20 protein-coding genes are annotated in these 15,285 nt (G+C 34.7%); 4 read left to right on the forward strand and 16 right to left on the reverse strand.

Annotated features, from left to right (window positions below):
- Window positions 1-131: 131 nt before the first annotated feature.
- Window positions 132-968, reverse strand: coding sequence for a LysR family transcriptional regulator (locus ACTND6_RS08920; RefSeq protein ID WP_441023755.1), 837 nt, complete (start codon window positions 966-968; stop codon window positions 132-134).
- Between the two features lie 104 nt (window positions 969-1,072).
- Here ACTND6_RS08920 and ACTND6_RS08925 point away from each other — a divergent pair, with 104 nt between their 5' ends.
- The 4 genes from ACTND6_RS08925 to ACTND6_RS08940 all read left to right on the forward strand — a co-directional run bounded on the left by ACTND6_RS08925 (window position 1,073) and on the right by ACTND6_RS08940 (window position 3,867).
- The gene (locus tag ACTND6_RS08925; protein WP_441023754.1) at window positions 1,073-1,939 is read left to right on the forward strand and encodes an aldo/keto reductase; all 867 of its coding nucleotides are present in this window, start codon (window positions 1,073-1,075) and stop codon (window positions 1,937-1,939) included.
- Window positions 1,940-1,951: 12 nt separating this feature from the next.
- Window positions 1,952-2,809 (forward strand): aldo/keto reductase, encoded by an 858-nt coding sequence (locus tag ACTND6_RS08930; RefSeq protein ID WP_441023752.1) that lies wholly within the window; start codon window positions 1,952-1,954, stop codon window positions 2,807-2,809.
- Complete coding sequence (locus ACTND6_RS08935; protein WP_441023751.1) at window positions 2,796-3,152, forward strand: nuclear transport factor 2 family protein; 357 nt, start codon at window positions 2,796-2,798, stop codon at window positions 3,150-3,152. Before ACTND6_RS08930 ends, ACTND6_RS08935 begins: the two co-directional genes overlap by 14 nt.
- A gap of 193 nt (window positions 3,153-3,345) precedes the next feature.
- Window positions 3,346-3,867 (forward strand): hypothetical protein, encoded by a 522-nt coding sequence (locus ACTND6_RS08940; RefSeq protein WP_441023750.1) that lies wholly within the window; start codon window positions 3,346-3,348, stop codon window positions 3,865-3,867.
- A gap of 404 nt (window positions 3,868-4,271) precedes the next feature.
- On the opposite strand, the gene ACTND6_RS08945 is transcribed toward ACTND6_RS08940, so the two are convergent.
- The 15 genes from ACTND6_RS08945 to ACTND6_RS09015 form a co-directional block, all read right to left on the reverse strand.
- Window positions 4,272-4,769: a DUF6935 domain-containing protein gene (locus ACTND6_RS08945; protein ID WP_441023749.1), complete on the reverse strand. Its 498-nt coding sequence runs from the start codon at window positions 4,767-4,769 to the stop codon at window positions 4,272-4,274.
- Window positions 4,770-4,831: 62 nt separating this feature from the next.
- Window positions 4,832-6,568: a leucine-rich repeat protein gene (locus ACTND6_RS08950; protein ID WP_441023748.1), complete on the reverse strand. Its 1,737-nt coding sequence runs from the start codon at window positions 6,566-6,568 to the stop codon at window positions 4,832-4,834.
- Window positions 6,495-6,704, reverse strand: a complete 210-nt coding sequence (locus ACTND6_RS08955) for a hypothetical protein (RefSeq protein WP_441023747.1) — start codon at window positions 6,702-6,704, stop codon at window positions 6,495-6,497. The genes ACTND6_RS08950 and ACTND6_RS08955 overlap by 74 nt, the downstream gene beginning before the upstream one ends.
- 114 nt (window positions 6,705-6,818) lie before the next feature.
- The gene (locus ACTND6_RS08960) at window positions 6,819-7,538 is read right to left on the reverse strand and encodes a DUF554 domain-containing protein (RefSeq protein ID WP_441023746.1); all 720 of its coding nucleotides are present in this window, start codon (window positions 7,536-7,538) and stop codon (window positions 6,819-6,821) included.
- A gap of 114 nt (window positions 7,539-7,652) precedes the next feature.
- Window positions 7,653-8,279 (reverse strand): hypothetical protein, encoded by a 627-nt coding sequence (locus ACTND6_RS08965; protein WP_441023744.1) that lies wholly within the window; start codon window positions 8,277-8,279, stop codon window positions 7,653-7,655.
- 46 nt (window positions 8,280-8,325) lie between these two features.
- Window positions 8,326-8,682, reverse strand: coding sequence for a YbaN family protein (locus ACTND6_RS08970; RefSeq protein WP_441023743.1), 357 nt, complete (start codon window positions 8,680-8,682; stop codon window positions 8,326-8,328).
- Window positions 8,683-8,819: 137 nt separating this feature from the next.
- Window positions 8,820-10,376 (reverse strand): alpha-L-rhamnosidase-related protein, encoded by a 1,557-nt coding sequence (locus ACTND6_RS08975; protein ID WP_441023741.1) that lies wholly within the window; start codon window positions 10,374-10,376, stop codon window positions 8,820-8,822.
- 22 nt (window positions 10,377-10,398) lie between these two features.
- Window positions 10,399-10,647 carry a GNAT family N-acetyltransferase gene (locus ACTND6_RS08980; protein WP_441045096.1) on the reverse strand — a complete coding sequence of 83 codons (249 nt, stop codon included), beginning with the start codon at window positions 10,645-10,647 and terminating at the stop codon, window positions 10,399-10,401.
- A gap of 68 nt (window positions 10,648-10,715) precedes the next feature.
- Window positions 10,716-11,570, reverse strand: a complete 855-nt coding sequence (locus ACTND6_RS08985; protein WP_441023740.1) for a YitT family protein — start codon at window positions 11,568-11,570, stop codon at window positions 10,716-10,718.
- Window positions 11,571-11,939: 369 nt separating this feature from the next.
- On the reverse strand, window positions 11,940-12,068 hold the full coding sequence (locus tag ACTND6_RS08990) for a hypothetical protein (protein ID WP_441023739.1): 129 nt from the start codon (window positions 12,066-12,068) through the stop codon (window positions 11,940-11,942).
- Window positions 12,069-12,152: 84 nt separating this feature from the next.
- Window positions 12,153-12,482 carry a type II toxin-antitoxin system RelE/ParE family toxin gene (locus tag ACTND6_RS08995; protein WP_441023738.1) on the reverse strand — a complete coding sequence of 110 codons (330 nt, stop codon included), beginning with the start codon at window positions 12,480-12,482 and terminating at the stop codon, window positions 12,153-12,155.
- On the reverse strand, window positions 12,479-12,784 hold the full coding sequence (locus ACTND6_RS09000) for a type II toxin-antitoxin system RelB/DinJ family antitoxin (protein WP_441023737.1): 306 nt from the start codon (window positions 12,782-12,784) through the stop codon (window positions 12,479-12,481). Before ACTND6_RS09000 ends, ACTND6_RS08995 begins: the two co-directional genes overlap by 4 nt.
- Window positions 12,785-12,847: 63 nt before the next feature.
- The gene (locus tag ACTND6_RS09005) at window positions 12,848-14,401 is read right to left on the reverse strand and encodes a histidine kinase dimerization/phospho-acceptor domain-containing protein (protein ID WP_441023736.1); all 1,554 of its coding nucleotides are present in this window, start codon (window positions 14,399-14,401) and stop codon (window positions 12,848-12,850) included.
- A 41-nt stretch (window positions 14,402-14,442) separates the two neighbouring features.
- Window positions 14,443-14,712 (reverse strand): hypothetical protein, encoded by a 270-nt coding sequence (locus ACTND6_RS09010; protein ID WP_441023735.1) that lies wholly within the window; start codon window positions 14,710-14,712, stop codon window positions 14,443-14,445.
- Window positions 14,678-15,130, reverse strand: a complete 453-nt coding sequence (locus ACTND6_RS09015; RefSeq protein WP_441023734.1) for a substrate-binding periplasmic protein — start codon at window positions 15,128-15,130, stop codon at window positions 14,678-14,680. Before ACTND6_RS09015 ends, ACTND6_RS09010 begins: the two co-directional genes overlap by 35 nt.
- Window positions 15,131-15,285: the final 155 nt, after the last annotated feature.

Genomic DNA, 15,285 nt, shown 5'->3' on the forward strand with positions numbered 1-15,285 from the left:
GAATAACTGCTTAGACATTAACTTTCTTTGGCTCATTTATTATATCTTATTATTTTGTTCATTCACAAAAATAGCTAATCTGCAACCACACGATTGTAGATTAGCCGATTTATTTTTGTATTAGTGAATGTTCAAAAAGCAATAGCCTGTGTCAATAATGTCTGATACATTTCTTTCTTTTCTTTCCTGCAGCACAAATAAAACGTATATTTTGCATTTTTTCCATCAATTGGAATATATACTCTAGACTCATTTTCATGTCCATATTTCAATGTAATATTTGATGCAAATGATGGAATTGTACTAGAAATAACGATTTGTGAGAGTGCATCAATCGAATCTTGTAAAAGATATTTCGAATCAGGCATATTCTCTTCTACAATATGCTTCCAGATTCCTATATCATCTGCCATAACAAAAGTTGTTCCATTTAGTTTTTCATACGTTAATGATTGAAACTTTGTATAAGGATGCTTATATGGAACAGATACAAACAATTCCTCTGTACAAAGTTCTTTTGAATATACATCGACATCTTTTACTTCTTTACTTGTCACAATCAAATCATATTTTTTAGAACGAAGACCTTCTAGAAGCAATGCATTTGATTGTAAAGGTAAATTAGATAGAACTCCAAAGTCTCCATGACGAAAAACATCATTCAAAACCATTCTTGGTCCCGGTGCACAAAAGCCAATAGCAACAGTTGCATTTAAACGTACCTGTTCCATCATTTCTCTTTCTTCATTTAAGATTCTTTCTGCATACTTTGCGGCCAGAATTCCATTTTCATTCAGCGTCATACGATTTGATTTTCGTATAAATAATGGCGTACCAAATTCTCGTTCAATTTTTTGCATGCTTCTTGTCAATGTTGGCTGTGTCATATGTAAGTGCTTCGCAGCCTGATTCAACGTTTCATATTGATACACCGCATATAATTGTTCTAAAAGATAGATTTCGATCATATCCATTCTCCGTTATACGTCTCAAGTATAGCATAATTCACAAGATTCATTATTTTTTATCAAAGCTACACTGTATATTAAATATAGAACAGGAGGATTCATACATGAATTACAGGCGATTAAACACAAACGCAAACCTTCCACAAGTTATCTTTGGTGTATTTCAGATTACAGATCATGATGAATGTGTCAATTGTGTATACAATGCCATCAAAGCTGGTTATCGTGCCATTGATACAGCAGCTTCTTACGGAAATGAAAAAGCAACTGGTGAAGCCATCCAAAAAGCAATTACTGATGGCTTCGTCACACGAGAAGAACTCTTCATCATTTCAAAAATGTGGGTACAAGATATGAAGAACTATGAAACTGCTAAAAAAGCAATTACAACATCATTAAATCAATTAGGTTTAACATATCTTGATCTATATCTTGAACATCAGGCAATGGGAAATTATTTTGAAGCTTATAGAGCTATGGAAGATGCTTACAAAGAAGGCATCCTAAAAGCAATTGGCGTTTCTAATTTCTTTCCCGCAACACTTGCAAATTTCTGCGAAAATGTTGAGATCATACCAGCTGTCAATCAGATTGAACTTCATCCATTCTTTGCACAGGAACTGGCATTAAAAACAATGGACCATTATGGTGTTGTTCCACAGGCCTGGGCTGCTTTAGCAGAAGGAAAGCATGGAATTTTCCAAGATAAAGATCTTGTTGAAATTGGGGAAAAATATGGTAAATCTAGTGCACAGATTGCATTAAGATGGAATATTCAAAGAGGTGTCTGCGTAACAGTAAAAAGCACAAAAGTAGAAAGAATGAAAGAAAACATGGACATCTTTGATTTCTCTTTGACAGAAGAAGAAATGAATCGTATTTCTAAAAAAAGCTTAGATCATTCAGAAATCATCAATCACTTTGATCCAGAACTAGTAGCATTCTTAAATCACAGAAATATTCATGACTAAAAGGAGAACAACATGGAATTCTTTACATTAAACAATGGCATGCAAATGCCAAAAAGTGGACTCGGAACATTTTTACTCACACCAAAAGAAGCATATGATTCAACATTGACAGCTTTAAAGTGTGGTGTTAGACATATCGATACTGCAAATGGATATATGAATGAAAAAGCTGTTGGACGTGCAATCAAAGACAGTGGTATTGATCGTTCAGAAATATTTGTTACCACAAAACTCTGGCCATCTGTATATAGTGATGAAAATGCAATTTCTGATACTTTGACAAGACTTCAATTAGACTATGTTGATATGTTGATTCTTCATCAGCCAGCATGTGATTATATCCATGCATATCAAATGATGGAAGAAGCATATAAAAATGGAAAAGTTAAAGCTCTCGGTCTATCAAATTTCAGCGAAGAAAAAATACAGGAAATCCTGGATATCGCACAAATCAAGCCACAGCTGCTCACTGTAGAATGTCATCCATACTATGTACAAAAAAAGTTAAGAGAATATCTTGCACCTTACAAAATCATCATTGAAGCCTGGTATCCATTAGGACATGGTGATCATGCGATGATGGATGAACCTGTATTCACAAAATTAGCAGAAAAATATCATAAAACACCAGTACAAATCATTTTAAGATGGCATACACAATATGGAACAAGTGTGATTCCGGGTTCTAAAACACCATCTCATATTGAAGAAAACAATGCAATTTATGATTTCACATTAACAGAAAAAGAAATGAAGGAAATTGATGCATTAGATTGCGGAAAACATTACTATACACAAACACAAGAATTATTAGACAAATACGCATCTATGGCACCAGATTTCAATGGACAAGACGATGGAAAAGAATAGAATTTTAAAAGTATCTGAAAGCTTCTGGGAAGCAATGGAAGCAAGCGATGAAGCAGGCATGAGAAAATATGCACATCCAAACTGCAATTTTGTACACATTGGTATTACATGTGATTTAGAAAAAGAAATCACATTTTACACAAGTGGTGCATTTCAGCCAACAAAATTAGTATTTCACAAAAAAGACGTTCATATCTTCCAAAATACTGCGATTGTGATTACAGATTGTGATTATAGTTTACTCTTAGACGGAAAAGAAACAACACATCACTTCGCAGTTACAGAAGTTTATGATGACAATTACAAATTAGTGCAATTCACATTTACTGCTTTGATTTATTAATAAAATGCCAAGAAAACGCTTCTTGGTATTTTTATTCTCTTCTTTTACAAACATTCCATTTACACCAAATAATGTTTATAATGATGTTGTAAAATCATACGCAAGTTTCTTGACTTTCATTAACCATCATTTCTTATATGTAAACTAATATTTCACGTATGCATGAACTTGCAAAAAATGGAGGATAAAATTTATGAAGTATAATGTAACATCTGCAGAAGCATCAAAACTTCTAAAAAAGATCATGGATGAAAAGAATATTGCTTTAAACAATGAACGTCAAAGCAGTACTTTTAACGCATCCCTTGCGGAAGATATTGAATCTATTCGTCCAGATTACAACTATGAAGAAACAAAAAAATATCTAGAAAGCTGTGATGAAAAGATCAGAATTCTAAAACATGCCATCAATTGCTTCAATACAACAACATTCGTTGGTAATACAGGAATGACAATTGACCAGGTACTAGTGTATATTCCTCAATTAACAGAAATGAAAAATCGTTTATTTGAAATGCAGTCACGTTTACCAAAACAAAGAGTTTCAGTTGGTGGTATTGGAAATAATACAGTCATTGACTATCTCTATACAAATTATTCTGTTGAACAGGCACAAGATGACTATACAAAAGTATCCGATGAACTACGAAATGTTCAAACTGCTTTAGATGTGGTAAATACAACAGTAAAAATGGAATTTGAATTACCAGAATAATTTCTGTTTTTCCGTCTATCACTGTCAAAAAAACTTATAAATGGAATTATGCTCAGAAAAATGTATATGGTTTAAGTATTCAGAGCATCATTGTTATTCTTTTTGTTATTGCTTATTGATCAATGTATAAGGTAAATATCATACAGGAGCCTTTTGGCAAACATACACAATTGACAGGATAGTAAAAACTAAGATGTCCTTTTTGAATATCTTTCCATAGTCAAGTTCGGTTAAAGACTATGGGTTCAAACAAACGAATCGATCAGCAGTGAACTGGTCTTTTCTTTTTCTTCGATGTATGACATATATAAAAGGTATAAAAAGGGAACTGTTACCGCAATTCCCTTTTTCAATGCTTAGACTAATTTACTTTTTCTTTCATCCAATATGCTTATCAGAGAATCCTATGCCCAAGGATCACTTTCCTTTGGAATTTGGATTCCTGTTAAAAGCTGCTGCTCCCATAAAAACCATTGTCCTGTAGAAGGTTTCTTGCGAAGTTTCAATGGTCTTGGACTATCCGCTCCACTACAGGCAACATACAAAGTTAAATAACCTTCTTCAAATTGGCTTCTGCTATAAGCATTCTCAGATATTACAACGCGATAAGGCAATGCTGGCGTATAGTTATTTTCAGGAGTTGATCCAACAAAATAAGAACGCATCAAATATTCTTTTCCACGGAAACGATCCTTAATAAATTGTTTGTCTATACCATTTAGTGGTTTAGGACCACGCAAATAATCAAGCATGTTTTCCGTTTCTGATGGATTTTCAGGATACAGCGCTAATACTGCTACAACAAGTGCAGCAACCTCCTCTGGTTTTGTTAGATCTGCTTGTGGCATTGCTTTTAATTCTTCTACTGTTTTGGGAAGTTTTTCTAATGTAATCTCACACATCTTTTGTCTCCTTTCAATTTTTATTTTCTACAGATCATCATTTCAAACAAGAACATGACTTTCTAAAAATATATTCCTTCTTCTGATCCATCTGTAAAATACATCAAAGATTCTTGACCGTCTTTGATAAATGTTGCTTCTAGAACACAAACACTTCCATTCCCTTCTATCATTCTCATATCAGTAACGATTCCATCTCTATACGGAAATGTTATTGATATTTTCATTTCAGCATCATATGGATCTGCTTTAAATTCAACATTGTTTTTTCTTCTGCCATTCACACGAAGTTCCATCATTTCTTCAAATATGATTTCAATATCCGCATATTGACCAGTTCCTTTCAGTTTGCTGCCACGCAAATGATCCATCCAGGAATATGGTTCAATTTTGTTTTCCTGTGTTTCACCGTTGATAGACAGAGGTAAATCATTCTCTATATTTTTGGAATTTTCTACAAATGCAATCTCACAATCTTCCGGAAAACTTGAATACAACGTTTCTGGATATCCATCTTTCTCTTCAATTATTGTTTCTGCATAATAATCTGGACTATTTCCTGTAAATTGAACATTTTTTAAAGCAGCACATTCATAAAATGAACCACTGCCAATACTAACAAGCTTTGCATTCTGACTTCCAAAATGCACAGAAGATATCTTTGTTTTTTGAAAAGCATTCGGACCAATCACATAAACACTATCAGGAATCAATAAATCACCACATAACGCTTCACAGTCAACAAAAGCATCTTCTTTGATATTCAGTAAAGATTCAGAAAGTTTTATATGTTTTATTTTTTTACAATTTTCAAAACTGTGTTCTCCAACGGAAAGCAATGAATCTGGAAGGTTCAAATCACCTTCTAAAGAAATACAATGTCTAAATGCATCATTTCCAATAATTAACAAATGCTCTGGTAAACCAATATTTTTTAATGCCGTGCAAGCACCAAAAGCACCTTCAGAAATATACTTTAATGCACCTGGGAAAGTTACACTTTCTAAGTCTGTACAATACGCAAATGCATACGATGGAATTGTTTCCATCAATTCTGGAATCACAAGACTTCCCGTCAGTTTTCTACAAGAAGAAAATGCATATATTCCCATTTTCTTAAGAAATTTTGATAACACTAATTTTCCATCAAAACCACAATTCCAAAAAGCATGTGCTCCAATCTCTTCGATAGAATCAGGAACAATTAAATCACCTTTCAAATTCTCACAGCTATTAAAACAGCTTTCAGGAATCGTCTTTAAAGACGTCGAAAGTTTCAATTCTCCATCCAGTCCACTACATTGTGCGAATGCATAATCTCCTATACTTTCTACACGATCAGGAATGATCAGATTACCACGCAATCCAACACATCCCTTAAAAGCAGCTCTACCAATTTCTAAAACACTTTCTGGAATATGTAATTCATCCTGAAACGCACAATCATAAAATGCATTTTCTCCAATGGATAACAAACCTTCTGGTAATTGCAGATTACCATTCATTTTTTTACATCCCCGAAAAGCGTAATCACCAATTCTTTTAACATTCTCAGGGATAATTAAATTACCTTCTAGATTACCGCAATCATAGAATGCAAATTCTTCAATCGTTTCTAAAGTTGAAGGAAGTTTTAATTCTCCTCGAAGTCCAGAATGACCATAAAACGCTGATTGTGAAATGGAAGTAATCCCTTCTTCTAACACAAGTGTTTGAATTTCATATTCATTCCAGTAAAACTTTGGTGCATTCATTGCACCACTGCCAGAAATTGTTAATGTTTTCTTTTTTTTGATCATATGTCCAGTTTAACTGATCTCCACATTGACCAGAAGATTCTAATTTTTTTTGTTGAAAAATGCCTGTACAAGAAGTCATCATCATACATACAATTCCAATACATAAAACATTCAACACAACCCATCCTTTTTTCATATGATTCTCCTGTATTCAGATTATGTTACAAGCTAATTATTTCATTGAAGTACTATATCTAACAAAATTATAACATACAAAAAAAGAGTGACCGCACTTCACTCAATTTCAGATTCATATCATTTCTGCCAGTATTACCGCGACAAATAAAGATGGCAATAAATTTGCCACTTTAATCGTCCTGGGCCAGACAAGATTAACCCCAACACAAAAGATCAGAATATTGCCAACCAATGAAATATAATTCAGTACCGTTTCTGTCATAAAGCTTGAAAGAACGACAGATAAAGCAGTCATGATTCCTTGTAGAACAGCCACAGGAAGAAATGAAAATACACAACCTTTCCCCATAGACGAAGCCATAATCATTATAATAATAAAATCTAATATAGCTTTTGCGATAAGCGTTGAGTGATCACCATAGATTCCATCTTGAATTGAACCAATCACTGCCATTGCGCCAATACTTACTGTTAAAGACGCAGAAACAAATCCATTCACAAATAAATTATCCCCATCACTTCCGGTTTTATGCTTCAGCCACTCACCAAAGCGTTCAAACTTTGCATCCAAGTCAATTACTTCTCCAAGCAATGCACCTATGGCAAGTGATAGAATCATAATCATAGATCCATTTGTGCTCAATGAACCATCTGTTTCTACATGCAGCATCTTAGAAATCGTTCCAGCAATTCCTAGAAACAAGACTGAACACCCTGTTGCCTTAGTAATCGTATCTTGATAGCTTTCTTTTAAATATTTTTTACATAAAATTCCAAGCACCCCTCCTGCAATGATGGCAAGTGCATTAATAACTGTTCCTAATCCCTTCATTTTATACTCCATATCAATCAACACATTTACAAAGATATGAAATCTAATATAGCACAAAATCAATTCATAAAATTAAAAACAAGTTTCACATACAAAACCTGTTCTCATTTCTTTCTATATATTTTTCATGATCCATGCAAAAGCTTTCGCTGTTCTCACATGTGGTTCTTTAAAATGACCACCTTGATTCCATTCCAGTGTGCATTGTATTCCTTCCTCATTGAGCCATGCATATGCCTCTCGAATGCAATCCCCTACTTGCTTCATCATAGGATTTCTAGTTTTCTCTTCTTTATTTCCTAAGCTTAGGTAAATGCAGTTGCTTTGAATCTTTTGTTGTTTCATGTAATTCAAGAATCCAGGAAACCAGATTGAAGGTGAAGCTGATGCTATTGCCGCAAATCGATTTGTCTTGCATGCTGCCCACAAAGCAAATAATCCAGCCATAGAATATCCGCCAATACAATATGTTTTATTGGAGTCTGTACATAACTGTAAAACTTCTTTTAGAGTATATTCTGCACCATCACCAAAGCCTTCACTCCCAAATACTGCACTCGCATTCCACGGTGATAAATCATGATTCCAGCTATCCACTTTGATTGCAATAAGCTGAAATTTCATCTCCGTAAGTTTTTGAATTTCATGTATTTCCTGCTCAATTTCTGAAAGATCATGTTCACCCACCATTTGAATCAAAACAATAGATGCCTGATCACCTCCATATTTATATACTTCCATGACTGACTTCCTGACTCTATCTATTTTAATAAATTATAACGCTTCTTTATTCAGCTATCATTTTCACTTTAAAACAAAAATACAAGATGTGTAATATCCATACACAAGCAAGTACGATGCAGCCAATATATACTCCTTTACTACTCATCAGAATGAATCCAATACTCATTAATACTGTCACTGTACACATAATACGTATCTTTGCCTGTTTTCGCATTTCATTTCCAGCCACATAATCTTCAAGATTTTCTTCATATAATTTTGTTTCCCGAAACCATGCATGCAACCTTTCAGAAGATCTCGCAAAACAAAATGCAGCAAGCAATAGAAAAAGAACAGTTGGTAAAATCGGCAGTACAGCACCAATCCCACCTAATGCAAAACAAACACACCAAAGAAACAATACACAATTTTCTTCATTATACCTCCAATCATAAAGTTAGTTTCAACTAACACTCAGTGATAAAAGAAGCTGTTTCTACATGTTAGAAACAGCTAACCATTGCAATAGTACCGAAATTTTTTTGATTGTCAACGAATCTATAATACATATTTATCTATCAGATACACAGGTGTACAGCTCCACGCATGGCAATAGCTATTAATCATAGTACTGCCATATGGAGAATAATCAGGAAGATTTGGATCAAATGCTTCAAAGAAAGTATCTCCTCCAAGATCTATCATCTTACCCCAGTATGATTTCATTAACGCAATCGCTTCTTCTTTCCATCCAGATACAAATAAAGCTTCTGTAATGTGATGATACATATATGGTGTAGCGATACCTTCTACAGGGAAAAATCTATGCATTGCTTCCTGCATAATGGCATGATTCTCTTCTTCTGTAAATGTAGAAGATAATACCATCCATACTTGTGTTGCTAGATTCACTTCATCTGTATAGCAGCGTACCACATGCTTGTCTGCATCATACAAATGGTTACGTACTTCTTCTTCCATTAAATGTAATACACATTCGTAGTGTTCAACATCTTGACTACATTGCTTACCAAGTGCAATCAATTGACGTAATGCATAGATTGTAATAGCACTTCCACAAACTTCCTTATCAAAAGTATTTGACCAGTCCACAAAGACAGGAAAATTTTCCTGCATATGGAATCTGCCTGTATCATCCACACATTGCAAGCACGCATCCATATCTTCTTTCAGTACAGAATAAATTGTATTTAAGAATGGAATATCATTTGTTTCCTGCATGTAGTCGTACACTGTATTGATTAAAAATAAACTGTAATCATACAGAAACGTATCATCTGGAATATATTCTGGTTTCACAAACACATTAGCAGGAATTCTCCCATCTGTACATCTCATACCACAAAATAAAGCAATACAGCGTTTAACAATATCTATTTTCTTATAACTTGCATAATTGCTAAGTGCCTGTAAACGCAAATCACCCAGCCATAATCTACGATCTCTTTTTGGACCATCTTCAAAGACATCCTGCATACATTCATGTAAAGTATGTAATCCTGTTGTATAGATCTTTTTTAATTCTTTGTCTTCTATTTCAGGAATATCTGCATCCTTTGCACAACTGATAGCATCTGCAGATGGATGTGCAAATACCACTTTCCATTTAGGAGATGTATCTAGTACATCAATTCTTACATAGCGAAAACTATATCTTCTTTCCATTTGTAATGTACATGGCAAAACATCTTTGTGAATACGTTCCTCCTGAAACCAGGAAGAACTTAACCATCCATCATAATTCTTGCTGTCTTCTTCTATTTCACATGGCATTTCACAAAACTTGATACCAATATAAAGTGGAGCATCCATTGGTGATCCTACACTTCTCATATCAATAGAAAATGTGCCTGTAATGTGTTCCCCAAAATCTAATACTAGAGTATCCCCTTTTCCATAGGAACGTGTCCAGTCTGCATCTACAGGCTGAATTCCACACCCTCCTAATTTAGAAGAATCTTTTACACACTTTACAAAGTGCACATCTGTTTTTAATGTATGCAATAGCTCTGGCGTATTATCTTCAGCAATCTTTAATAATTCTTTATTGTGATCAAACTGTAGATCACGATTTACCTGAAATGAAAAACTCATCTGATTTTCCCCTTATTCTCAGTTATAATTTCAAAACTGCAATTTTTTCTTCTCCATCCATATCACCTGTTTCCACAAATCCAAAAGATTGATACAGCTTTTCAGCAGTTGCATTCTCAGCTTCATATGAACCCCAGCAATACTCAGCCTTTCTACAAGGATATGTTTTCATGAATTCTAATGCAAGCTGCACTGCCTGTTTCCCATATTTTTTTCCTTGAAATGCTTCAATGATACTTATTTTCTGCCACGAAACGCTTCTGATTTTCAGATATTTTCAATTTCAGAAGATCCCATACATTTTTCTAGTCTGACCATAAATTGAACACCTTATGATACTTATATTTTAGGCTGATATCTCATATCAGACACATTATAAACAGTGATAAATGCTTTTGGATCAAGCTTATTAATGAAATTCATCAATTTCTGATATTCATTCTTATCAACAATTGTAATAATTTCATTATGCTTCTGCATATCATAGGCACCATATGCCTCATAGATCGTAGCACCACTATGTAACTCATGAATAATAAACTCACGTAGTTTTTTTTCTTTTGGTGTAATAATGCATACTCTACGTTTAATATTATGGTCAAAAATAAAATGATCCAGAACAATCCCATTGAAATATGTTCCAAGAATACTTAAAACAACTGTTTTCTTGTCATAAACAAGAGCTGCAGAAAGAGCTACACACATACTAGACAAAGACATTGCTTTACCAAGTTCCATATGAAGATATTTATTCATAATCTTTGCCACGATATCAAGTCCACCAGAAGAAGCATTTCGATCAAAAAGAATACTCAATCCAACACTGACGACAAGAATATAACATATAACATTCAGCTCTTGACTATTTGTAAATGACTCAAAATTCGGAAAAAAGATTTCAAAAAGTCCAAGAAAAACAGGAAGCATAATACTTGTATAAACGGTTTTTACACCAAATTCTTTTCCGCAAGTAAAAAAACCAATGATTAAAAGTACGATATTCAGAATCATTGTAATTACAGATAATGGTAAAGGTACAAAGTTGGACAGTACGATACCAAGACCTGAAATACTACTGACCGAAGTATGACTTGGAACAAGAAAAAAATAGACTGCAGCTGCAATGATGGCAACAGCAGCTGTTAAAACTAAAGTTTCCAATATTATTTTTGTATAATTAAGTTGCTTTTTCATCAAAATATATCTCCTATATGACTTCAGATTCAGCAAGATCAACAATGATCCACATATGTTTTATAACACACTTTTCTTATGATAAAATTCCAAACAAATATTTTCAATATCATTTTATTACTAATGCAACTTCTGAAAGTTCAAAATAAGAATGTTGGTTTTTATACAATTTTATTTTAGATTTTGCATACAGAGAATTCAGAAAAAAAGCGACCTTTATCATCCTCCAGGAAGGAGTAAGGCAAAGGTCACAAAAGTGCCGTGTTTATGCAGTTTCTGACCGCTATTCTATGATTTCTTAGTGAGCAGTACTACTGTCTCAACGTGACACGATACTTCTGATTGATGTCAGGCTTTGCGCCCCTCCTGTCAAAACGGAAACAAGTCCACAGCTTCTGAAAACGCACATTCACAGTTGCAACCAGATGCAATCTCTTTAATGTTCAGATCTTTACTGAGTTTTTCTATCTGTGCATCTGTATATCTTCTTTTTCGCATAAAAATAACCTCCGCAAGAGGCATCAGAACTGTCATGGTTCTGTACTACTTACGGAGATCATTTCACAAAAGCTCCACTTCTGTTTATTTATTTGAATTTATAATTTCTTCGATATCTCGACCACCGTAGAATATTCGTGCTACTGTAACTGTTCTCACTTTATCATCAACAAGATAATACACAATAAAGTTGTCTACCGGAAACTGATGCATTTTCATCGAATGCCAAGGTTCCCATTCAACTAAAGTATACCGCGCTGGCATGAAATCCAATGAACGAACTTCCTTTCGAATACGTCTCAGCTGAGCTTTGGCTATCTCCGGAACAAGGAGTTCATTCGCAATATACGAATAGATTTCACGTAAATCACCAAGTGCATCTACAGAATAGTCGACATTATAGCTATCCGTCATATGCCAAACTCTTTTGCGAATACCGCATCAACTTCATCTGCAGAATATATCTTTCCTGCTTTGATGGAATCAACACCCTTCTGAAGTTCTGCATCAAGTTCTTCTCTGGTCATTGCACCAACAGCTAATGGCTTAGAAGAAGGAAGTTTCAATTCAAACGGCATACCCTTTTTTAGTACGATCTGACTATAAAGCATCTGAATTGCACTGGATGGAGAAATGCCAAGCTGAGAAAGAATGTTCTCAGCATTATCCTTGAGATTCGTATCTATTCTTGCATAAACAGCGGATGTATTTGCCATAGTATCTCCTCCTTTTTCTTTACTATATTCATTTTTGCTTGCAATTGCAAGCATTTGCACAAATTATTTTGCTAATATAGCCTTATTTTTTATAAATTCTTCTGACATTCCAATCCCGGTATCTCTTATTTTAAATTCACATGTCATATGATCTTCTGATCTTTCAATCGTTCTCATACTCAAGTAAATAGAACCATTCACCGTATTGTACTTCATACTGTTTGTAAACAAGTTCATCAATATTTTTTTCAGGTGAACTGCATTGCTCCAGACATATACACCTTTATAGTCATCATGTTCTTCCGTAACACGAAGTCCTTCTTCTTCTGCCTGGAAATATAGCGACTCCGCGATTTCTTTACATACCTGATCCAGATTGATGGATTCATCACTGAAAACCATGGTACCCGAATCCAACTTTGCCATATCCAAAACATCATTTACCAATGATAACAGCAGTTTCGATGACTCATTTATTTTATTCAGGCAGTCTTTTGCCCGCTCACCATCATTTCCGCTTTTTTCAAGAATTGCAAGCATGCCAATAATGCCATTGATTGGTGTCCTGATGTCATGAGACATGTTATTTAAAAAGGAAATCTTAGCCTTATTGGCACTCTGTGCTTCTACAAGTGCATTCTGTAATTCCTGCCGTTTTTCTTCAAGCTCCTGATTCAGCTTCAATGCCTGCTCGGCAGACTTCTTGGATTTTTCTTCCGCACGTTGTGATTTTTTCAAAGAATCAAGAATGATACACAGAACAACGGAAAAAGAAATTCCAGCGATAAGTGAAACTGTCAGGAAATTATCCTGAATAAAATCCCTCGCTGTAACTTTTCGTGAGGAAGCATTATACGAAACTACTGCACCTGAAAATTGAGCTGCAGGCATAGATGTCAGTGTTTTATTCAGAATGGACAAAAGAACCGGTTCTCCCCGCTGAACAGCAAATGGAACATCAGCTTCTTTTGTCAGGAAAACACTATGAAGCTTATTATTTTTCAAATAATCTGAAACAGTACCTGAATTACTTACAATACAATCCGTCTTTCCTTTCTGCATTGCTTTTACTGCCGCATCTGATGTTTCATATTCCACAACCTTCCATTGCGGATAATTGTATGAAAGATATGCTTTCAATGCAAAATTATCTTTTTCAACGGCAACTGTATTCTCTTTATTTTCATCAAAAGAATCCTTTGCCGTAATTGCTGCCATATTGAGAGTCAACAGCGTATCCGACAAAGCAAATCCATTTGTTTCTGCAAAGTATGGATTCTGGTTTGTATGAAAAATCAGGTCTATTTTTCCATCCTGCAATGCCTTAAGCAGTTCACTTCTTGTCTCATATCCATTTAATTCAAATTCCAGAGTCTGACCTTGCAGACAATTTTCTGCAAGATCCACATAATCTGTAATAACACCTGTCAGTTTACCTGTTGATGGATCTACACTGCTGATACCTCCATCCTGATTCAGATACCCTATCCGGATTGCACCATGTTGCTCGATCCACTCACTTTCTTCTTTTGAAAGAAACGAGCTGCTCTGTGCAGAAAGATAACGCCTGTAGAGATCATCTGTGTAAAATGGGTTGTCATCCTTGATTCTGCGCATAGCACTGTCCAGTGCTTCTTTGATATCCGGACGTTCTGGATTTATAGCGAAATAGATTTCTGTCTCTCCAATACTTGTAAGCGGTGAAATATCCGATTCTTCCCAACGGGATTCTCTACCGAAACAAAGCAGTCAATTTCATGTTTCGACAGTTTGTCCTTAATTTCTGTGGTATTAGAAATATTGACATGCTGCATATGCAGACCATACTTTAACTCCCATTCGTTAAGCATATTCTCCAGTATATTATCTTTAAGCACACCAATATTTTTCCCCTCAAAAGAATCCAAATTTCCTGCTGTAAGATCCATATTGGATGCATCCGTATAGATGTAATATTTCTCTTCCACCCATAGGCATATCGGAAAAAAGCATTTTTTCAGCACGTTCGTCTGTATAGGAAATACCACCAAGAATGTCAATCTCTCCATTTTCCAACTGTGTAAAGCAGTTTTTCCAATCACTTGTTATGTATTCATAGCTCCAACCTGCATAACCTGCAATATCTTGAAGATACTCATAACCATAGCCGCTTCTTTCTCCCTTTTCATTGACTACATTATAAGTTTCCTCAAAAGATCCTACCCGGATAACATTGCCAGAGATTTCTTTGGCAGATGCAGGAACGGATAAAACAATAAAACATATAATTGTGCAAAATATAATGCAACAAAATTTAAAATTCATTATATTCTGTACTAATTTGCACTTCTTCATCTTTTCTCCCATCCTCCAGGCTACAGTTGCTTGCTTTCAATTTTTTTTACATTCATCGCTCTTTTTAAAGATTTAGTTGATATTTGCAAAAATGCCATAATGATACTCACCGTAAGCACTGTAAAGATCAATCGGCATTGGCAGTTTAACGATATCTCTGCATATGA

Source organism: Bulleidia sp. HCP3S3_C9 (genome assembly GCF_052064035.1).
Lineage (GTDB): Bacteria > Bacillota_I > Bacilli_A > Erysipelotrichales > Erysipelotrichaceae > Bulleidia.